General features: G+C 60.4%; 14 protein-coding genes and 1 pseudogene. 8 read left to right on the forward strand and 7 right to left on the reverse strand.

The annotated features are described in order from the left end of the window. Positions 1-15 precede the first annotated feature (15 nt). From ACZZZ4_RS11880 to cbiE, 7 genes are all read right to left on the reverse strand, one after another. A complete protein-coding gene (locus ACZZZ4_RS11880; protein ID WP_463547874.1) occupies positions 16-2136 on the reverse strand; it encodes a TonB-dependent copper receptor in 2121 nt (706 codons plus the stop codon). 84 nt (positions 2137-2220) lie between these two features. Continuing rightward, a complete protein-coding gene (locus tag ACZZZ4_RS11885; protein WP_463547875.1) occupies positions 2221-2667 on the reverse strand; it encodes a DUF2946 domain-containing protein in 447 nt (148 codons plus the stop codon). Between the two features lie 21 nt (positions 2668-2688). Beyond that, on the reverse strand, positions 2689-3168 hold the full coding sequence (locus ACZZZ4_RS11890; RefSeq protein ID WP_463547876.1) for a copper chaperone PCu(A)C: 480 nt from the start codon (positions 3166-3168) through the stop codon (positions 2689-2691). Between the two features lie 48 nt (positions 3169-3216). Further along, a complete protein-coding gene (locus ACZZZ4_RS11895; RefSeq protein ID WP_463547877.1) occupies positions 3217-3615 on the reverse strand; it encodes a DUF2946 domain-containing protein in 399 nt (132 codons plus the stop codon). 318 nt (positions 3616-3933) lie between these two features. Next, the gene (locus ACZZZ4_RS11900; RefSeq protein WP_463547878.1) at positions 3934-4650 is read right to left on the reverse strand and encodes a cobalt-precorrin-6A reductase; all 717 of its coding nucleotides are present in this window, start codon (positions 4648-4650) and stop codon (positions 3934-3936) included. Beyond that, complete coding sequence (locus ACZZZ4_RS11905; protein ID WP_463547879.1) at positions 4647-5744, reverse strand: cobalt-precorrin-5B (C(1))-methyltransferase; 1098 nt, start codon at positions 5742-5744, stop codon at positions 4647-4649. The genes ACZZZ4_RS11900 and ACZZZ4_RS11905 overlap by 4 nt, the downstream gene beginning before the upstream one ends. Beyond that, positions 5737-6948: a precorrin-6y C5,15-methyltransferase (decarboxylating) subunit CbiE gene (cbiE, locus tag ACZZZ4_RS11910; protein WP_463547880.1), complete on the reverse strand. Its 1212-nt coding sequence runs from the start codon at positions 6946-6948 to the stop codon at positions 5737-5739. The genes ACZZZ4_RS11905 and cbiE overlap by 8 nt, the downstream gene beginning before the upstream one ends. Before the next feature lie 224 nt (positions 6949-7172). Here cbiE and ACZZZ4_RS11915 point away from each other — a divergent pair, with 224 nt between their 5' ends. The 8 genes and pseudogenes from ACZZZ4_RS11915 (at position 7173) to ACZZZ4_RS11950 (ending at position 20148) form a co-directional block, all read left to right on the forward strand. Beyond that, on the forward strand, positions 7173-7844 hold the full coding sequence (locus tag ACZZZ4_RS11915; RefSeq protein WP_463547881.1) for a hypothetical protein: 672 nt from the start codon (positions 7173-7175) through the stop codon (positions 7842-7844). Between the two features lie 142 nt (positions 7845-7986). Further along, a complete protein-coding gene (locus ACZZZ4_RS11920) occupies positions 7987-8805 on the forward strand; it encodes a hypothetical protein (protein WP_310403802.1) in 819 nt (272 codons plus the stop codon). A gap of 51 nt (positions 8806-8856) precedes the next feature. After that, complete coding sequence (locus ACZZZ4_RS11925) at positions 8857-9507, forward strand: hypothetical protein (protein ID WP_463547882.1); 651 nt, start codon at positions 8857-8859, stop codon at positions 9505-9507. Between the two features lie 156 nt (positions 9508-9663). After that, positions 9664-10953: pseudogene (gene cobG / locus ACZZZ4_RS11930) on the forward strand (precorrin-3B synthase); the annotation flags it as partial. Then, complete coding sequence (locus ACZZZ4_RS11935) at positions 10954-11580, forward strand: precorrin-8X methylmutase (protein WP_039757005.1); 627 nt, start codon at positions 10954-10956, stop codon at positions 11578-11580. It begins immediately after the preceding pseudogene. Further along, positions 11577-12311, forward strand: coding sequence for a precorrin-2 C(20)-methyltransferase (locus ACZZZ4_RS11940; RefSeq protein WP_370695113.1), 735 nt, complete (start codon positions 11577-11579; stop codon positions 12309-12311). The genes ACZZZ4_RS11935 and ACZZZ4_RS11940 overlap by 4 nt, the downstream gene beginning before the upstream one ends. Continuing rightward, positions 12311-14008 (forward strand): precorrin-3B C(17)-methyltransferase, encoded by a 1698-nt coding sequence (cobJ, locus tag ACZZZ4_RS11945; RefSeq protein WP_463547883.1) that lies wholly within the window; start codon positions 12311-12313, stop codon positions 14006-14008. Before ACZZZ4_RS11940 ends, cobJ begins: the two co-directional genes overlap by 1 nt. A 296-nt stretch (positions 14009-14304) precedes the next feature. Further along, positions 14305-20148, forward strand: a complete 5844-nt coding sequence (locus tag ACZZZ4_RS11950) for a TcdA/TcdB pore-forming domain-containing protein (RefSeq protein ID WP_463547884.1) — start codon at positions 14305-14307, stop codon at positions 20146-20148. Positions 20149-20192 lie beyond the last annotated feature (44 nt).

Here is a 20192-nt window from a genome sequence, read left to right on the forward strand (position 1 = left end):
CCACATGGGTAGGTGTCAGAAACTCATATCCACTTTGGTCCAGAGCGTGCGCCCCGGTTCATTAATTGGCTGCGGGTTGTTGGCCGGGTAACCGAACCCGGCGTTGCCGGCAAGATTCAGGTGCTCGGCGTAGGCCTTGCCGAACAGGTTGTCGACGCCGCTGCTGACCTTCCAGTGTTTGTTGATCCGGTACGCGCCGTTGAGCGAGAACACACCGAAGCCCGAGCTCTGGTCGTAATCCTTGCCGACCACGTTGCCCTTGTTCGCGTCGATGCGGTGCTGCGCGGCGGCCACCCGCCACAATGCGCCGGCGCTCCAGTTATCCTGGCTGTAGGTCAGGCCGAAACGTGCATCCAGCGGCGGCATCTGCGGTAATGCCGAGCCGTCGCTGCTGTTCTTGCCCCAGGCGTAGGCCAGGGTCGCATCGGCTTTCCAGTTGTCGGTCAGGTTGTAGGCAGCACCGAGTTCGCCACCCATGATCCGCGCGTCGATGTTCTCGGCGCGCGAGGTGCTCATGTTCATCATTGCCGGCGTGTAGTCGAAGAGGATGTAATCGCGTACCACGCCGATGTAAGCCGAGGCCCAGGCTTCGAGGTCGGCGCTTTTGTAATTCACGCCGACATCCAGCTGAGTGGTTTTTTCCGGTTTGATCGAATCGAAAGCGTTGACCGAACCTGCCGGACCGGCGTCTGGCGAAAACAGCTCCCAATAGTCCGGGAAGCGCTGCGCATGACCGAGGCCTGCGTAAAGCGTGGTGGGGCTGTCGGCCAGATCGTGCTCGTAGCGCACGAAGCCACTGGGCAAGGTATCGGCGCGGGTGTCGCCAGCGGTCGGATTGGGGCGAGCCATCATTCCCGATCCGCTGCTCTGGCGATAATCCTTAGCCGAAGCGCGATCGACCCGGGCACCAGTGATCAGGCGATCACGCTCGGCGGCATACCAGGTCAGTTCGCTGAATACACCGTAGTTGTGGAACTCGGCGTCCTTGCTGTACGGCAGCTCTTTGTAGGTGTCGACGCCCATCGCACTGCGCTCGCGGTGCTCGTTGGCCTGCGCATCCAGCCCGGTGATCAACTGAATATCTGCCCAACGCCAGGTCGCCTTGAGCCGCGCGCCGAGGGTGCGCCGATCAACGTTGGACGCCATGGGCCCGGCCATCATCCCAGTGCGGGAGGGCGTGCGCAGGGTGTAGTTATCCATCACATGGTCGGCGTAGTTGTAGTAGACCTGCGCCTCGAGTTTCTCCAGCACATCGCTGATGTTGGATCTCTCGAGACGCAGGCCGAGGCTTTCGCGCAGGAACTGCGAACCGTCCATGCCGCGCCCGGCGTACCGCGCCTCGCCATCGCCCTTGCCGGCGGTGAGTTCGATCAGGGTGTCGGCATCCGGCGTCCAGCCCAGCGCAATGTCGCCGTTCCACTTGTCGTAGCGCGAGGCGACGATGTCGTTGTTGCCGTCGCGGTAGTCGTCGGAATGCGCGGTGTTGCCGATCACCCGCACGTAACCCAGAGGACCGCCGGCAGCCGCATCGACGACCTTGTCGAAACGACCGTGGGAACCGGCCAGTATGCTGGCGTTTACGCGAGTGCCGAGTTCACCGAAGCTCTCCGGCTCGCGGTCGAAAAGCACCGTACCGGCCGATGCGCCGGGACCCCAAAGCACGGTTTGCGGACCTTTGATCACGGTGAGTTTGTCGTAGGTTTCCGGCGAAATATACGAAGTCGGCGCGTCCATCCGACCAGGGCAGGCGCCGAGCATCATGCTGCCGTTGGTGAGGATGTTCAGCCGCGACCCGAACATCCCGCGCAGCACCGGGTCGCCGTTGGTGCCGCCATTGCGCACCAAAGCGAAGCCGGGAATGGTCTTCAGGTAATCGCCGCCGTCACTGGCCGGCACCGGTTGGCGCGGATCCTTGGGGTTGGTGACGATCGTCAGTGGTGAGCTTGGGGCGATGGCAGTGATCACCGTTGGGCTCAGTTCTTCCTGATGGGCGGCGTGATCATCGGCCAACACCAATGGTGCAAGCATTACGCCGCAAAGTACGGCAATAGCGTGCCTGCAACGAATCCGCAATTCATTCAGGGCAAAGTGCGCGCGGGCAGATTCCGCGCAGGGAACAGCAGTAAACCTGGACATGACAATTTCCATCGAACAGTCGTAAACACCACGGCCGGCAGCCTGAAGCTGTCTTCTCCACCGTGTGCAATCAGAGGTGCGTGTTTACGTGGCGATGGGCGGGGCGCGGGTGCGGGCGCCCGGGAAGAAGGTTTGGCGGGCGTGGCCCAAGCGTGGGAAGGGTGGGGTGTAGGTGTTCAGCGGGGGGATGTTGAAGGCGACGAAATCGACACCGCCGGTCAGCGCCGGGCAATTGAACAGCAGGCTGCAATAGCCGCATTTTTCCCACAGCACGTGGTGCGAAGATTGCGGCGGGCAATGCTCGGCCGCAGGCTGGGCTCCATGGCCGCTGTGATCCATGCCGGGCATGTCCATCGACATGTCCATGCTCATTGGCATCGACGTCGAGGCGTGTTGATCCATCGGCATCGACTGAGAAATCAGTGGACCGATGAAAATCATCAGCATGGCGAACAGGGCGATCCAGCTGCCACGCGTCAGCGCTTGAGTCTGACGGTGATGCGGGACGGGCCTGGCGCGCAACGGACGCATGGGCGAAGTCAGCCGAAACGGTTACTGAGCGTGCACATGGCCCTGAGCGGATTCCGGCGCTTTCTTCTGCACGGCAACTTCTACGCTGACGTCACCGGCCTTTTCGAAATGCAGGGTCATCGGGAAACGCTTGCCGTCGCTGAGCAGGCTGCGATCGCTCGGGTTGAGCAGCATCACGTGGTAAGCCATTGGCGCGAAGGTCACGGTGCCGCCGGCGGGGATTTCCACGCTTGGCACTTGCTGCATCGTCATCAGATCGCCCTGCATCACGTGCTCGTGCAACTGAGCTTGTGCAGCGATGGGCGAGTCGACGCTGAGCAGGCGATCGGCGCTTTTACCGGTGTTGTGAATGATGAAATAGGCGGCGACGGTCGGCGCATTCGGCGGCAGTTCCTGCGACCACGGGTGGGCGATTTCCAGCGCACCCGCCTTGTATTCATGGGCATGGGCGAAGCACGCCGGCAACAACAGCGCAGCGAGGACGAAGAGTTTCTTCAACATGGCAGTTCTCCAGAACGATTTGAAACGCGGATTTGTGGCGCGAACAAATCAGACCAGAGGGGAAGCACGGGGATTGAGACTCGGCCATTGCTGGCGCAGCGTCGGGGCTTGCAGTGAGGCGGGCGCAACGCTGCGGTTGCTTTCAAATTGCGCGAAATACAGCTGCGGCGAATGCCCCGGCAGCGCCAGCAATGGCGCCCCACCTGAGCAACACCAACAGTGCTGCATGTTTGAATGGTTGTCGTTTTGCGGGGCCTTCTGATCCGTGGCACCGATGTCGATCGCCACCATCTTCATCCCACTGCCGGTGCAGAAACTGCTCCAGAGTATCTGTTCGGCCGGTGCACCGGCCGCCTGCGCCATCGCCCCGCTCAGCGGCATGGCGAGCATGTTGAACAGCACTGCAAAGCAGGCGATCCAGGCAAATGCTAACCGGCGTCGGTTCATGGGACAGGTCCGTTGGGTGGGCGATCAGGCGCGGCCCATTTAGCCTGATCAGGGCCGATAAGTAAAAAAGCGTCGTGCGGTTTGGTGTCGCAGTGCGCTGTTGAAAAGAGTGTAGCCACTTGGATTGGCAGTGCCAGACCGGACGCCTTCGCGGGCAAGCCTGCTCCCACATGTTTTGTGAGTATGCACAGATATCAGCAACATTCACGGTTCCTGTGGGAGCGAGCCTGCTCGCGAAAGCGATTTGTCAGGCATTGATGGGCTGCCGGTGCTGACGTCTTCGCGAGCAGGCTCGCTCCCACAAAGGGCCGTGCCGATTCAGTGGGAAAGGGCAGCGAGGACTTCAGCGACTGATTCAAACTCCTGATCAACCCCCGGCAACCCCGGGCGCTTCAACACCAGCACCGGCACGCCACGCTCTCGCGCCACTTCGAGCTTCGGCTCGGTGGCGCTGCTGCCGCTGTTCTTGCTGATCAGCACATCGATCTGCCGGCGCTCGAACAGCGCTTGCTCGTCTTCCAGCAAAAACGGGCCGCGTGCGCCGATCACTTCGCAGCGCGGGTTGCCGGGATAGACGTCGAGGGCGCGCAGGGTCCAGAACTGGTGGGCGGGGATTTCCTCGAGGTGTTGCAGCGGCTCGCGGCCGAGGGTGAACAGCGGGCGGTGGAACGGTTCCAGCGCTGCGATCAGCTCGGCCCAGTCAGCCACCTCACGCCAGTCATCGCCCGCTTGCGGTTGCCACGCCGGGCGGCGCAAGGCCCAGCAGGGGATGCCGGACAGCTGTGCCGCGCGGGCGGCGTTGGCGCTGATTTTTGCGGCGTACGGGTGCGTGGCGTCGAGCAGCAGATCGAAACCTTCATCGGCGATGAACTGCGCCAGACCCTCAGCACCTCCATAGCCGCCGACCCGAACCTGGCAGCGCAAATCGCTCGGCACCCGGCCAACGCCGGCGAGGCTGTAGATATGTTGTGGGCCGAGCGTGCGGGCAATCGCCAGCGCTTCAGTCACGCCGCCGAGCAGCAAGATCCGCTTCATACAAAACCTCCGGCATGGCCGACAATCCCGCCCTGACGATCAATGGCAAACACCTCGACCTGCACCTGCGCTGGCACCACGCTGCGGGCGAAATTCAACGCATGACGACACACCTCGTCACCCAGAGTGATGCCTGCCGCATTGGCCATGGCCAAGGCTTGTTGACTGGTGTTGGCCTCACGAATGCCTTGCTGCAATGCCGCATCCGCGCCAATTGCCGCCGCCCACTCGGCCAGTTGCGGCAAATCGATGCTCGAATGTCGCGAGTGCAGATCCATATGCCCGGCGGCGAGTTTGCTGATCTTGCCGAAGCCGCCGCACAGGCTGAGTTTATCCACAGGTACTTTACGCAGGTGCTTGAGCACCGCGCCGACGAAATCACCCATCTCGATCAGGGCAATTTCCGGCAGGTCGTAGACCCGGCGCATGGTGTCTTCGCTGGCGTTGCCGGTGCAGGCGGCGATGTGCAGATAGCCGTTGGTTTTCGCCACGTCGATGCCCTGATGAATCGAGGCGATGTAAGCGGCGCAGGAAAACGGCCGGACGATGCCGCTGGTGCCGAGGATCGACAGGCCGCCAAGAATGCCCAACCGTGGATTCATGGTTTTCAGCGCCAGTTCTGCGCCGCCCTCGACACTGACCGTGACCTCGAAGCCGCCGCCATAGCCGGTTTCGGCGGCGAGCAAGGCCAGGTGATCGCTGATCATCTTGCGCGGCACCGGATTGATCGCCGGCTCGCCGACGGCCAATACCAGACCCGGCCGGGTCACCGTGCCGACGCCGACACCGGCGTTGAAGCGGATCCCCGGCTCGGCACACAGTCGCACCTGTGAGTAAAGCAGTGCGCCGTGGGTGACGTCAGGGTCGTCGCCGGCATCCTTGATCGTCCCGGCTTCGGCGCCGCCCTCGCTCAGGCGGCAGAACTCCAGGCGCATCTGCACCTGTTTGCCCTTGGGCAGCGTGATCTGCACCGCGTCGGCAGCGATGTCGGTGAGCAACAGGCGCGCGGCGGCGAGGCTGGTGGCGGTGGCGCAGCTGCCGGTGGTCAGGCCGCTGCGCAGGGGCGCGGGTTGTTCGGCGGTTTCGTCACGCATCGAGGGATTTGACCAATTCCAGCAGGGTGATCGGCAAGGCCTGACGCCAAGTGTCGAACTCGCCGAGCGGTTGCGCCTGGGCGACATGAATGCGCGTCAGTTCGCCGCCGTATTGTTCGCGCCAATGCATCAGGGTGACTTCGCTTTGCAACGTCACGGCGTTGGCAACCAATCGGCCGCCGGGCTTGAGCTGGTCCCAGCAGGTCTCGAATACACCCTCACGGGTGACGCCGCCGCCGATAAACACAGCGTCCGGCCGTTCGAGGCGATCCAGCGCTTGCGGTGCCTTGCCGCGAATCAGTTGCAGGCCGGGCACGCCCAGCGCATCGCGGTTATGTTCGATCAATTGCTGACGACCCTCGTCGGCCTCTATCGCGATGGCGCGGCAACTCGGATGGACGCGCATCCACTCGATGCCGATCGAGCCGCTGCCGGCGCCGACATCCCAGAGCAGCTCACCTGGCGTCGGCGCCAAGCGGGCGAGGGTGATGGCGCGCACGTCGCGCTTGGTCAATTGGCCGTCGTGGCGGAATGCCGAATCGGGCAGGCCAGCGAGGCGTGACAGACCGGTGATTCCGGGCTGGGCCAGGCATTCGATCGCGATGACATTGAGATCGGCAACGGACGCGTCGTTCCATTCGCTGGCGCTGCGTTCGATACGCCGCTCGACGTCACCGCCCAGATGCTCCAGAACTGTCATGCGACTTGGGCCGAAACCACGCGCGCGCAGCAATTGCGCAACCGCGGCCGGGCTGCTGCCATCGTTACTCAGCAGCAACAGACGCACGCCGCTGAACAGATGCGCATTGAGCGCCGCCAACGGACGCGCCACCAGCGACACAGTCGTCACCTCCTGCAACGGCCAGCCCAAGCGCGCCGCGGCCAGTGCGCAGGACGAAGGGGCGGGAATGATCGCCATCTCGGCGCTCGGTACCTGCCGCGCCAGACTGGCACCGACGCCGTAGAACATCGGATCACCGCTGGCCAGCACGCAGACCGGCTCGCCACGCGACTCGAGCACTGGCGCGAGGGAAAACGGACTCGGCCATAATTGCCGCTCGCCGCCAATGCACGGCGGCAGCAGATCCAGCTGACGCTGGCCGCCGACGATCCGCGAAGCGCCCATCAGAGCACGCCGGGCGTTCTTGCCCAGGCCCTTGAAGCCGTCTTCACCAATACCCACAACGGTCAGCCAATCGCCCATTTCATACTCCAGATCCTGCGTCCAGCGAAGCGGGCGACATGATAACGCGACAATCGATAACTGGCTGCTGTCCTTTTTCAGGAGCGCCGACATTGAATGTTTACATTGTCTTTTGTGATTTTTCGAGTTCTTCGCAAGTATTGAATTGGCATTCCGCTGGAAATGCTTGTGACTATCTGGAATGTACTTTTTTAGTAAATTGAATAATCGGATGGATAATTGAAATGAGCGATGTTTTGAACAATGTTTCAGCACTTCCCGACCAAGGCAGTGCGACGGTGATGGGGAATAATCTGGTGTCCTTCTTTTCCGGATTGACTGCGGAAGACAAACGATTCGTCAAAGACAGTATGCGCTGGGCAGAATACAGAGCCGATTTGCGTCATAACAGAAACAGTGAGCCAGCTGCTTGGTTTGAATATTATTCTGGGGTGCTTTGGTCTGTCGGCTGGAGCCTGGAGCAAGCTCCGGTAATCCATGTTGACAAGAGTTTTACCGGTAATGCGCTGGAAGTCTGGACGCGATCCTTGGCGCAACAATTAAGTCGGGAAAAAGTCGGGCTAATGAAGGAAGCGTTTCACATGCTTGAGACACATTCGGACGCAATAGACGTATTTAGAGCCAGCGCTCGTGAATGGAGCGATTTTCGTTTTTCCCCTGCTCAGTACAATTTCAATAGGGAGTTGGAGATTGTCATCAGTAATGTTCGCTTGCTTGATGCGAAGTGGTCCTCTACCTATTTGTTCTGGACTATTCAGCATACGGGTTCGGAGCTTGATATCCGCTCCAGACGCTTTTTGATCAGGTCTGCCGCGATAAATCAAAATCGGATTAAGTTGGCTGCTGCAGTGCTTGATATGCGCACGCGTGAAATTGAGTTGGCTCAGGGCGTTTGATATTAGTTGGAAAGCTGTGTTTGCTGGTTTGTATGATGGTCTGAAATTAAATGCATGGATTTTCGATTTGATTAACTCCGATGCTGTGGTTAGTTTGTTTTCCACACCAAATCGGTGTTTTAACCATGAAAGGAATCCATTTATGACTGAGCTGAATAAAGATGTAATCTCCGCTGTTGAGCGGTTTAGTTTGATTGCGCAAACCAATGAGTTTATCGCAGCGCAGCCAGTGTTGCGCTCGCGTTCGGCACGTGTTGGCAGTAGCTTGCCGATTGATAAAGATGAACTGAATGCAGCAATCATGGGCTCGGGTATTGCAGGCTTTGATGCAAGCATGTCCAAGCGCAGCAAGCGAATCGTTAAAAACACCTACATGTATGCTGATCTGGTTGCCTTGCTCAAATATCCGGCACCCAACCAAAAGGAACAGCGCTATAACGAGTTTATGCGATTAATGAAACTGGCTGGCTGGTTTGCTTTCAGCCAGCCCTATAATCGATATACCGCTACTTCGCAAAAACTGACCATGGATAATGTTGCCCTGTCTGTTCTGCATACCGCTGTTGGTGCAGCAGTAGGACAGGGCCAGGCAGCCCTTAAAGTATTGTCCACTGTGGCAGATGCGACCATGGATGCGCTGAAAAATGAACCACAGGCCCTGACGCTGTTCGAGAACAACTCGAAGAAAGCCGAAGGTGGCAACTTTTGCATGAGTGCGGCTTCGCAGGATGATGAAGGTGGTATCACCCTGGCAATCGCTGCTGTGCAATATCTGGCTTCGGCTCAACCTACCAAAGTACTGTTTGTAGAGTGGGCTACATCTGCTGTGGAGATTTATAACGCCGGCGCCACGATGTATATGGATGAGGAAGACTATGCAATGGTAGAGCCGTTGATTGTCAAGGCTCTGACGGAGCAGCGTGAGAAAGCGCTCAGCTACGAATTTGGCCAATCGGTCTGAAAGTGATTAATGCCAGAGGCGCAAGCCTCTGGTTTTTTGTGGGAGATGCAAATGTTCGCGATTTCGAAGGTTTTCGTATGCGCAGGGGCATTAGTGCTGGTGAGTAAAGAGCTGTCGACATCTGGCATTGACGACAGTCTCGATGCGCTGCTTTATTCACAAACGGTCGCTTCGCATAAAGTTCCCGATGCTGTCGAGCACGAGGCATGGAATGATGCCAATAAAACCGCTTTGAAAGTCACCGGTGCTTTGTTTTTCGACGATCCGGTTATCAGCTTGCCAGTCACTACGCCCGATACGTTTACGTTGCTGGAGTTGACTCAAAAACTCTTGCAAGGTTGGGCACCGGCAGTTTTGAACCAACAGGTAATTGCCAATCTGACCTCGCAACTGGAGAGCGACGGTGCTGCCCTTGAGCTGCTTCAGCGAAATATTCTGCAAGAGGGCAAGTCGATTCGCTTCATGCTTGGCAGCGTATCTGCGGAATCAACGATTACGATGGTCGTCATTTCGTTTGCCGTCAAAGAGCCTGTTCAGGGCAATGTGCTTGAGCGACGCTTCAATGCTGAGCAGATAGTGGGCAACCTTGCTGTTGATTGCTACAAGGCTCTTATAGATGCCGATGATTACTGTTTCTCGAGAGCCAGGATTATTGCGTTATTGGGTGAGCGGCGCGAAAAGCAGATTATCGCCCTGACCTGAAAGCGCGGCTGAGGCAACAACTGAAGCCTGCCTGCCCCACCGGTCGAGACAGAGGGCAGACTTTTCATACCGGTGGGCAAAGCAGGCATAATACTGCGCCTTCGCCCGCGAAGCGCTTCTGCCACGCAACCGGTCAGCCCCTTGAACGAACGCCCGATGTCCACCGCCATACGCCCCTCGGCCTGTCCGGGGTTACTGCGTATCGTCCAGGCACTGGACGGCGGTATCTGTCGGATCAAGCTCGATGGCGGTTCGATCAGCGCTGATCAGGCCGATGCGGTGGCCGCTGCCGCCGGAGCGTTTGCGAGCGGTGCGATCGAAGCGACCAATCGCGGCAACCTGCAGATTCGCGGCATCGGTGCGCAAGCGGCGGCGCTGATCGAGCGCTTGCTGGCCGCTGGCCTCGGGCCAAAGAACGCTGCCGGTGACGATGTGCGCAATCTGATGCTCAGCCCGGCCGCCGGCATTGATCGGCAGATGCTGATCGACACGCGCCTGCTCGCAGGGCAAATCCTCGACACCTTGCAAAGCCATCCGCGCTTCCATGAGTTGAGCGCCAAGTTCGCCGTGCAGCTCGATGGCGGCGAAGCGCTGGCAATGCTCGAGCATCCCCATGATCTGTGGTTGTCGGCGTTCGAGCGTGACGGCGAAACCCTCTGGGCATACGGTCTGGCCGGTTGCCCGACCGATCGCCCTCTCGGCGCTGTGACTCAGGACAACGCTCACGCGCTGGTGGTCGCCGCGCTGGAACTGTTCCTCGACCTGGCCCAACCCGAGCAGACGCGCATGCGCCATCTGCTTGAAGAGTTGCCAAGGCTTGCGTTCCTCGAACACTTGCGCGAACGCGTGCCGGTCAGAGCGATCAGCAATTGGCAGCGCCCGCCGTCGGCAGACGCGCTGCACATCGGCGCTCACCAGCAGAACACGCAGGGTCTCTGCTACGTCGGCGCGGTGCCGCCACTGGGCCGACTTGATCCGGCGATGCTGCGTGGCGCGGCGCAACTGGCCCGACAGTTTGGCGATGGCAGTCTGCGCTTCACGCCGTGGCAGAGCCTGCTGCTGCCGAACGTGAACGCCACTGCTACCGACAACGTGCTTGAGCAGTTGCGGGCGTTGGGTCTGTTGACGACCGAGGCCGAACCACTGGCGCGCCTGATCGCCTGCACCGGCGCCGATGGCTGCGGCAAAGGCCTTGCCGACACCAAGCAGGACGCCCGGCAACTGGCACCTTTGCTGCCCGCAGGGCTCAGCGTGCACCTGTCGGGCTGCTCGCGCTCCTGCGCCGCCGCTCACTGCGCGCCCGCCACACTGCTGGCCGTTAGCCCCGGCCATTACGACCTTTATTTTCGCGATGCAGCACAACCCGGTTTCGGCTCGCTGCACGCCTGCAACCTTACTATTGAAGCGGCCGCGACTTTGCTCGACGCCCGCTCCCGGAGCCCCTTGATGCTTGATTACATCCGCGACGGTCAGGAGATCTACCGCAACTCCTTCGCGATCATTCGCCGCGAGGCCAATCTGGCGCGCATTCCCGCCGATCTGGAAAAACTCGCAGTGCGGGTGATCCACGCCTGCGGCATGGTCGAGGCCGTCGACGGTCTGCAATTTTCCGACGGCGCGGGCAAGGCCGGGCGCAATGCACTGGCGGCCGGTGCGCCGATTCTCTGCGACGCGCGGATGGTCTCCGAAGGCGTGACCCGCGCGCGCCTGCCGGCCAACAATCAAGTGATCTGCACCTTGCGCGACGACAGCGTGCCGGAGCTGGCTCGCGAGTTGGGTAACACCCGCTCGGCCGCCGCGCTGGAACTGTGGCGCCCGCACCTTGAAGGCAGCGTGGTGGTGATCGGCAACGCGCCGACCGCACTGTTCTACTTGCTGGAAATGCTCGACGCCGGCGCGCCAAAACCGGCACTGATCCTCGGCTTCCCGGTGGGTTTTGTCGGCGCTGCCGAATCGAAAGCGGCACTGGCTGCCGACAGTCGCGGCGTGCCGTTCGTGATCATGCAGGGTCGCCTGGGCGGCAGCGCCATGGCCGCCGCCGCCGTCAATGCCCTCGCCACGGAGATCGAATGATGCAGGCCAAAGGACGTCTGATCGGCCTCGGTGTCGGCCCCGGTGATCCGGAGCTGATCACTGTCAAAGCCTTGCGCCTGCTGCGCGAATCGCCGGTGGTCGCGTATTTCGTGGCCAAGGGCAAGAAGGGTAATGCGTTTGGGATCATCGAGGCGCATCTGGTCGAGGCGCAGAATCTGCTGCCGCTGGTCTACCCGGTGACCACCGAGGCGTTGCCGGCGCCGCTGTCGTATGAGCAGGTCATCAGCGATTTCTACGACGAAGCTGCTGTAGCGGTCGCCGAGCATCTGGATGCCGGCCGCGACGTGGCGGTGATCTGCGAGGGCGACCCGTTCTTCTACGGCTCCTACATGTATTTGCATGACCGCCTCGCCAGCCGTTACGAGGCCGAAGTCGTGCCGGGCGTGTGCTCGATGCTTGGCGGCGCTTCGGTGCTCGGCGCGCCGCTGGTGTATCGCAATCAGAGCCTGTCGGTGCTTTCCGGCGTGCTGCCCCATGAAGAATTGAAGCGGCGTCTGGCCGATGCCGATGCGGCGGTGATCATGAAACTGGGGCGCAACTTTCCCAAGGTGCGTCAGGTGCTGGAAGAACTCGGTCTCGCCGAGCGCGCTCTGTATGTCGAGCGCGCGACCATGGCCAATCAGAAGATCGTGCCGATGGATCAGGTCGAGCCAATGTCTTCGCCGTACTTCTCGCTGATCATCGTCCCGGGCGAACGGTGGCAAGGTTGATGAGCCAAGCGACTCCCGCCATCGTCATTCTCGGCCGGGGCAGCCTCGCCACGGCGCGGCGCATTCAACAGGTCTATCCGGCGGCGCAGGTCCATGGCCTTGCCGGACGGGTTGAAGGCGCCGACAGCCGCTATGAGGAATTCGGCGCGACCCTACGCGCGTTGTATCAGCAGGACACGCCGATCATTGCCCTGTGCGCGGCGGGGATTGTCATTCGCACCTTGGCGCCGCTGTTGCTGGAAAAAGGCGCCGAACCCGCAGTGCTGGCGGTGGCCGAAGACGGCAGTGCGGTGGTGCCGTTGCTCGGAGGCCTCGGCGGCGTCAACGTCATGGCCCGTGAGATCGCGGCGGCGCTGCAAGTGGCACCGGCAATCACCACCAGCGGCGAATTGCGCTTTGGCACCTGCCTGCTCAACCCGCCGAGCGGCTACGCACTGGCGGATCTGGAATCGGGCAAACGCTTCGTCTCCGATCTGCTTGCCGGGCACAGCGTGCGCATCGAAGGCGCTGCGCCGTGGCTGGATCAGGCGCAGTTGCCGCAGGATCCGCAGGCGCAGCGGTCGATTCATGTGAGCAGTGCGCAGCGGGTGGCCAGCGCCGATGAATTGCTGATTTACCCGCGCAGTGTGGCAGTGGCGGTGAGTGCTGAACTGACGGACCTGCCAAACGTCCTTCGCGCTGCGTTACAACAGGCCAACGTCGCCGTGCCGGCACTGGCCTGCCTCGTGGCAGCAGACGCTGAAATGGCCGCATCGAATTTGCGTGAGGCAGCGCTCGAGTTGGGCGTGCCGCTGCGCTTTGTGGCGGCGCAAAGCGATCTTCAGACCTTGGCCCGCGTTGCGGTGCCCACGGCGAACGTGATCAGCGCAGAACATCTGGCGATCGCGATTGCCGAGCAACCGCTGGACGTCGCGCAGATCGGCCGGCCACGCGGTCGTCTCGCGGTCATCGGCCTCGGCCCCGGCGCCGCCGAACTGATGGTGCCTGCGGTGAAAGCCGAACTGGCCCGCGCGACCGATGTGCTTGGTTACGAAACCTACGTACGCATGGCCGGCCCCTTCCGCGACGATCAGGTGCAGCACTGCACCGACAATCGCGAAGAAATGCAGCGTGCCCGCCACGCCTTCCGGCTTGCCGCCGAAGGACGCTCGGTGATCGTGGTGTCTTCTGGCGATCCGGGCGTGTTCGCCATGGCCGCTGCGGTGCTCGAAGCCCTGCATGAATCGGACGATCCGGCGTGGCACAGCGTCGATCTGGAAATCCTCCCGGGCGTTTCCGCCTCGCTGGCCACTGCGGCTCAGGCCGGTGCGCCGCTGGGCCACGACTTCTGCGTGATGTCGCTGTCGGACAACCTCAAACCGTGGGCGATCATCGAGAAACGTCTGGATCTGGCCGCCGAAGCGGATCTGGCCCTGGCGTTCTACAACCCGATTTCCCGAGCTCGCCCATGGCAGTTGGGCCGGGCGCTGGAAATCGTCGCGCAACATCGCGCGTCTGAAACACCGGTGGTGCTGGGGCGCGATATTGGCCGTCCGGGACAGACGCTGCGTACCACGACACTGGGCGCGTTGACGCCGGAACAGGTCGATATGCGCACGATGGTGCTGATCGGTTCTTCAACCACTTGCACCTTTGCCCGTGCCGGTGGTGGTGATTGGGTTTATACGCCGCGTTGGTACGGCGAGAAGCCGCTTTAATGATGTGCATGCCGAGGCAAGTTGTAAGTAACTTGTCTCGGCGTGACATCCGGTCAAAGTTCCTGTCTGAATCTTTCCCTTTTGAAACCGGACGATGATTGCGTCAAGAACGCCGCTTTGGCTGTCTGGCCAGTAACTGGCGGCCAACTTATCTGTTGCCAGATGGTGCGCGTGAGTAACGTCACTGTTATTTGATATTTCCCCGGTAATCATTTGAGTTTTGTGTTTTTTGAAGTCAATGCATCGGCAGCATAACTTCGTCCAGGTTTACTTTAATGAATCAGGGATGAAGGCTTATGAGTGTCATGGAACAGTATGTCGGCGAAGCGGATCTTATTTCTGCCAACGATTATTCAGCGCTGCAACGCGCCTTGAAGGAGTTTTCCGCTACTGAAGAATATGCCCAGTTGACAGCGCTTTACGAGAGCGCAGGCAGGGCCTCGGATTTCACTGAAAAACTGCAAGTCGTAACGCTTTTCCTCGACAACTTCGAGCGCCTGGCCAAGCGCAAGAAGGCGCCCATGCCGGTGGCCATTGATCGAATCGAAAACGGTCTGCGCGATTACGCGACGCGCCTGGCGGCAACCGTGAGCATGTTCAGTGACATACCCGCGCCAGTGCCAAAAACAATGCACTTTGTCTGGGTCGGCGGCAGCCAGGTCGGCGCTATCCAGCGTGATTACATGAATGTCTGGCGTAAGGTTCTGGCCACAGAGGGCTACCAGTTCAATCTCTGGTATGACAGCGATGCCTTGCTTGCTTTCGAAATGAATCGGGTCATTTCCGACAGCGCGCGAGTGGATGCGATGGAGTCGGGTGGTGACACCGTGAGCAAGCCCGGCGAATTGGCGAAGATGATCGAAGACCGGGCGCGAGTCTTGAAACACGAGATGTTCGATTTTCTGCAACAACCGCAATGGCAAGGCAAAGCCGATCATGCCCGTATTGAATTGATGGTGCGCGCCTACGGTAAAGACCGGGCAACACTGGAGAGCTTTCGGCAGCAATGTTTGCAGACTCATGAACAATTGGCCGGTAGCGATTTGCAGTTGCGCGATGTTCGCCAAGAGTTTCACGGGCATTTTCTGGCCGATGTCTATCAACGTGAAGTGGCGATGCGCGGCAACTTCGCAGCGGCCAGTGATGTTGTGCGCTTGCAGGCTGAGTATCTGGAGGGTGGTCGTTACACTGACATGGATTACTTGCCACCGTTGGCCGACAAATTGGGTGGCGTGGATATCAGCGGTTACAGCGAAGAGCAACGTATTGGCGTATTACAAGTGTTGCTCAATAACGATGAAACCTTGATGCCGGGTCGCGACCGGCATCGCTATCTCGACAGAGTAGAGACTATTGCTGCTGCAGATCGGGAGGCGTTACAGACGTTTGCTCGCAACAAGCCTCCTCTAGCGGAGATCTTCGTCGCCCCGCAGCAGCATTCGGTACCACGGGATGCGATGCGTCTGGGAACGGCTCATGGGGTATCCGTTGCGGGGGAAATGAACGCGCATATCCTCGCCCACGCCGGCAGTGGCATGACCATGGCCTACATGCAGATGATCCGTCTGAATTATGACTGCCTGCTGCAAGTGGAGCGTCGTGCGATCGCCGCCGGTATCGATATGAACGACGCGGGGCGTCTGGTCGCGGTTATTCAGAACGTCGTGAATGAAGTGCTCGTGCAAAAGAAATTCCCGGCTTCAACGATCCATTTCGCCGCGGGCAGGCTCATCGAAGCCATCCATTCCTATTATCAGGACGGCATTCGGGTCGGTGCTCGAAGCACGATTACCCTTACCGGACCGGGGGCAGCGGCCGCCGGGCTGACCAAATACATCGAAGAACATTTGCTGCCTGACCAGATCGACCGCATCCGCAATCATCTGAAACTGGTCGAGGGCTATAACGTTTTTACCGAGGAGGAAATGATCTCCGGCTGGACCGTCAATGACGATGAGGCGCAGTGGCTGGCCAAAGAGCAGGAAAAATGGCGCAGCGGCAAACTCAAGTCGCGTTATACCGGCCAACTGGCGGATCTGCTCAAACCGCAACAGACGCTGACGTTCAAGCAGGGCTGGCCGGTGGTGGGCGGTAAACCGGTATTGTTGACGTCGGTCCTGCAGCAATGGATGGATGACCTGGGCGAGCCCTTTGTCCGGGCTATGCGCGAAAAACTCAGCGGTGAGATCACCTTCACCGATGCTTTTGCCTTCGGCTTCGACACGCGGCAGTTGATTGCTGCGCAACCGCAGGGCGAGCTGCCGGTTTCCCATGGCGCCGAAACGTCCAGCAATCTCAACGAACTGTTCAGTCGCGTTGCCCATGACGCGCTGCCGCTGCAACAACTCAGTCCGTTGGTGCGGGTCATGCTCGGCGGGATTTTCGGCGCAGACAGTCTGGATGATGGGGGCTTTGCGAGCGTCTGGAAAACCGTGCGTGAGCTTGCCGTGGCAACCGATGGAGACGGCACTTTCGCGCGTTTTGACGCCATCGAAAAAGCCATTCATCAGCGCCCGGTATTCGAGACGGCGCTGACGCGGGGTGAGGCGCATGAAGTGCTGACGGCGCGTGAACTCAAGGTCCAGGCACTCTTCGAAGCGCTGACGGTGCGACAATGGCGCGAGCGTATCGGGCAGATCAAGCGCACCGCGCAGCGTGAATACCGCACCCGGATCGTTCAGCGCAGTGCGCAGGTTCGGGAAATGTTCATCAGCGCCGGCGCGACCTCGGCCCGGCAACTGTCGCAGGATTTGCTAATGCACACGCCCAGCGACCCAGGGCGACGGTGTTATCCGCTGGTGTTGTTGATGGGCGCAGCGGTGGTCGCCGGCGAGTCGGCCGAGCGTACGCTGGTCGGGCATGTCGCTACGGCCAACATCGATCCTGAACACACCAGCTCACGGGCGTTGCTCAGTGCGCTGAACGAATTGCGGACTGTGCCGACCAGCACCATTGGCAAGCCTCTTGGCGTGCAGGATCTGGACTCGCTGATACAGAAGCTGGAGGCGAAAACGGCCTCTACCGTCCTGTTGCTCGACACCGGCGATCACGCGTTGCTGATGGCCAAGGTTCAAGTAGACGGCCGGTTCGTCTATCGCTTCTACGACCCGAACTTTGCCATTTACGCGTTCGCCACAGGTGCCCAGGCCAGGCTTGGCGTGGAGCGTTATCTGAGTGCAGGCGATAGCGCACTGGCCAGGCTTTACGGGCTGGGCGACATGGCGGGTGCGCACTTCAACGTCATCGAGCTGAACACTGATGTGATCGCCGAGCGCAAGCTGTCGGCGGGGTTGCGCGTGGACAGTTTCTTACACTCGCCATCGAGCGATTCGCGCCGCGCCTCGGTCTGGGCCAGACAAGCGCTGGCGCGCCAGCGCTCGCTCAGCGAAAACGCGCGCATGGGCACAAGCCTGGCACAAGTGGATGCACGATACTGGGCGCAGGCATTCGGCGAGGCCACGCGGCAATTGCGCCGCGATCACTCGCTCGGGCGCGAATATCTGCCGTTGCTCGACACCCTCAAGCCGCAGGCGGACGGCGCTTTTTCGCTGACTCTGGTCGATGCGCAAAACCCGCGTCAGGCGCGAACGGTCAGTACCATCGACCCGCGATTCAACACGCTCAAAGAGCATCTGCAGCGGTTGGTCAAAGCGGCCAAACCCGCGGCCCCGGGTGAGTCTGATGGCGGCAGTCGCTTGAGCTTTGCCTTTGCGATCCAGACCCTGATCACCGAAATGCGCCAGCGCGATTACCAGGCTGGCGATCAGTTGCCAGCCCTGTCGATTGCCCTGCAAGTGCAGGTCTATGTCAGTTATGCCCAATTGGGTTTCGGCGTGGTCAGCGATACCGCTCAGGTGATCAACCTGGTGCGGCAGGTCGCCGCCAGTGAGCAGGCGCTGCTGTTGCGTCAGTCGTCGCTGGCCGGCCGTGTGCTCGGGCCGGCAGCCACTGGTGTCGGCTTTGCGTTCTCGCTGGTCAACATCGGCTTCGACATCTACAACCTTTCGCTGGCGCAGAACCACGAGCAGCGCTCACGTTTTTCCACGTCGCTGGCGTTCAATGTGGCGGCATTGGGGCTGGACATTGCCGCGCTGGCAGTCGGTGGAACGGTCGGCGCGGCGGCAGCCATTCTGTCGGTGCCGTTGCTTGGTATCGGCATCGGTGCCACCGCGATTGCCAGTAATCTGGGGCAAATCGCCGACAAGGCTACGGCGGTCGGCAGTCATTTGCGTGCCGTCCACAACGCTTACCAGCCAGGCGCTTTTACTTTTGCCGACGGGACGCTGCAGTTCCCGCCCGAAGCCGTCATTACCCAGCTTGATCTGCAAGACCGGCAGGTTCGTTTCGACAGCCAGCGGTTTTATCCGTGGGGCGGCGGCCCGCTGGAGCTGCCGCAGTACAACGATGATCCGAAGCAGATCCACCGATCGCTGAACATTCGCCAGGCCTTCGGTCTGCGCGAGAGCGCAGCGCTGGCTATCCGCGACGATGCTGCGCTGCATACCGTAGTGCTGCCCTGCACGCCGCTTTGCTATTACGGTTACGAATATCAACTGGGGGGCGCCGGCTATGTTTACGAGGCCTTGCCGGGAGAGCAGGTTGAACCGCGTAGCGCCAGTGAACATCCCGACCCGAACTGGTTGTCGTATTTCAATCCGGTCATAGCAGTGGGCGATACTCTGAGAATACAGCTCGATGAGCGCATCCACACCCGCTACCCGCAATTGCGCAACAGTGTGGCGGACAAGCTCGAATACGATGAGCGAGGCAACCGGCGTTTTTATCTGCACAGCACGCCGTCGCTCAAACACATTCTCTACAAGCTGCATCCGGTTTATAAACCGACCACGATTCGCGTGCAGCTCAACGAGCATGTTCGTCAGTTGGCGGTGCCGACGTTGCCGGTGGAATGGCTGCACAAAATTTCCTATGAAATCACCTCCATGCCCGGTCACTGTCAGTTGCGCCTGGCTCGCGGTTCGAGCGAGGTGAAATTTAACGGCGTTGGCAAATGGCTGGTGCATGCGCCCTGGGTCAATCTCGAGCAGGTCCGCTTTGCTGATGCAGTGATCGCGGATGACGACGGCCCACGGTCATATCTGGCGGGGCGTCAATTGACGATTGACGGCATCGTGCTTTCGGCTTTCGAGGGGCTGATCGAACTGGCCGGAGGTGAACTGTACGAGCTGGACTGGCAGCACAATGCATTGCGCCTGGTGTCCGTTACCCTTGGCGATACCCACCATTCCCGCGATGTCCTTGCGCGACTGAGCAAACTCGGTGACGAGGATCGTCTGGCCGCCGGCTATCTGAGGCTTGAGCGATTCAACGTGCCGTTCACCCCGGCCAGCCAGCCGCTGAGGACCACGGCTTTTTACGATGGCCCGCGCAGACGCCTGTTATACGCGCGCAACCTGCCTGGCGCGGTCAACGATGGCTTGCTGCTGGGCGCCGCCACGGCAGATGAAGCGTGGTTTTATCATCCCGATCACGCCACCGTCTGGCGCGTCAATGTGCTCAGCGGGCTGGTCGTGCAGCGCTATCGTTTGCTGAGTCTTGAAACCGGCACGAAAATCAGCGCTTTCGCGCAACTCGCAGACGGCACTCTGCGCGTCTCGCAGCAGTTGGTTGAGCGCAAAAACCTCAACATGCGAACCACGCTGGAATTTCACCTGGCTGACAAGGACGTGACGCTGACCGATATCACGCTAAGGTCGCGCGGGTTGGAAAATTCCCCCTCAAACCTGAAGAAGGCAGCCGGATCGTGTTTTTCCGTCATCGCCAGAAACAGCCTCGCCCCTATGCCGACGAAACCCCCGGCATGGCTCCGGCCATCAGCACATGGCGCTACGCACCATATATTCATGCGCAGGCTTATTCCTTCGATCAACTGCTCGAGCGAGCCTGGATCGGCGCGGAAAATGGCCGCTACTTCCGCGCGGACCCGTACAGTGACGCGGACAGAGTGTTGCTCATGCCGCGATCCGCTGATCCGGCTACGGCGCGGCTGTTCTACAGCAAGCAAAACCAGATGCTCAGCCATGGCATCGAACTGCGTGACAATGTTTTCATGCAGCAGGCGCTGGCACGGGATGTGGTTGACATCAGACGTGTCGGTGACAGCTATCTCGCCACGTTGAGCGATGGTCGACTGTTCGAGATCGACCTCGGTGCCCGTGAGGAT

The sequence above is a fragment of the Pseudomonas sp. AC252 genome, from assembly GCF_979258105.1.

Bases quoted from the DNA above. Each gene is read 5' to 3' on its own strand.
- cobJ (WP_463547883.1), top strand. From the start codon at position 12,311: ATGAGCCAAGCGACTCCCGCCATCGTCATTCTCGGCCGGGGCAGCCTC.
- ACZZZ4_RS11895 (WP_463547877.1), bottom strand. From the start codon at position 3,615: ATGAACCGACGCCGGTTAGCATTTGCCTGGATCGCCTGCTTTGCAGTG.
- ACZZZ4_RS11905 (WP_463547879.1), bottom strand. From the start codon at position 5,744: ATGCGTGACGAAACCGCCGAACAACCCGCGCCCCTGCGCAGCGGCCTG.
- ACZZZ4_RS11900 (WP_463547878.1), bottom strand. From the start codon at position 4,650: ATGAAGCGGATCTTGCTGCTCGGCGGCGTGACTGAAGCGCTGGCGATT.
- ACZZZ4_RS11885 (WP_463547875.1), bottom strand. From the start codon at position 2,667: ATGCGTCCGTTGCGCGCCAGGCCCGTCCCGCATCACCGTCAGACTCAA.
- cbiE (WP_463547880.1), bottom strand. From the start codon at position 6,948: ATGGGCGATTGGCTGACCGTTGTGGGTATTGGTGAAGACGGCTTCAAG.
- ACZZZ4_RS11950 (WP_463547884.1), top strand. From the start codon at position 14,305: ATGAGTGTCATGGAACAGTATGTCGGCGAAGCGGATCTTATTTCTGCC.
- ACZZZ4_RS11940 (WP_370695113.1), top strand. From the start codon at position 11,577: ATGATGCAGGCCAAAGGACGTCTGATCGGCCTCGGTGTCGGCCCCGGT.
- ACZZZ4_RS11915 (WP_463547881.1), top strand. From the start codon at position 7,173: ATGAGCGATGTTTTGAACAATGTTTCAGCACTTCCCGACCAAGGCAGT.
- ACZZZ4_RS11890 (WP_463547876.1), bottom strand. From the start codon at position 3,168: ATGTTGAAGAAACTCTTCGTCCTCGCTGCGCTGTTGTTGCCGGCGTGC.
- ACZZZ4_RS11880 (WP_463547874.1), bottom strand. From the start codon at position 2,136: ATGTCCAGGTTTACTGCTGTTCCCTGCGCGGAATCTGCCCGCGCGCAC.
- ACZZZ4_RS11920 (WP_310403802.1), top strand. From the start codon at position 7,987: ATGACTGAGCTGAATAAAGATGTAATCTCCGCTGTTGAGCGGTTTAGT.
- ACZZZ4_RS11935 (WP_039757005.1), top strand. From the start codon at position 10,954: ATGCTTGATTACATCCGCGACGGTCAGGAGATCTACCGCAACTCCTTC.
- ACZZZ4_RS11925 (WP_463547882.1), top strand. From the start codon at position 8,857: ATGTTCGCGATTTCGAAGGTTTTCGTATGCGCAGGGGCATTAGTGCTG.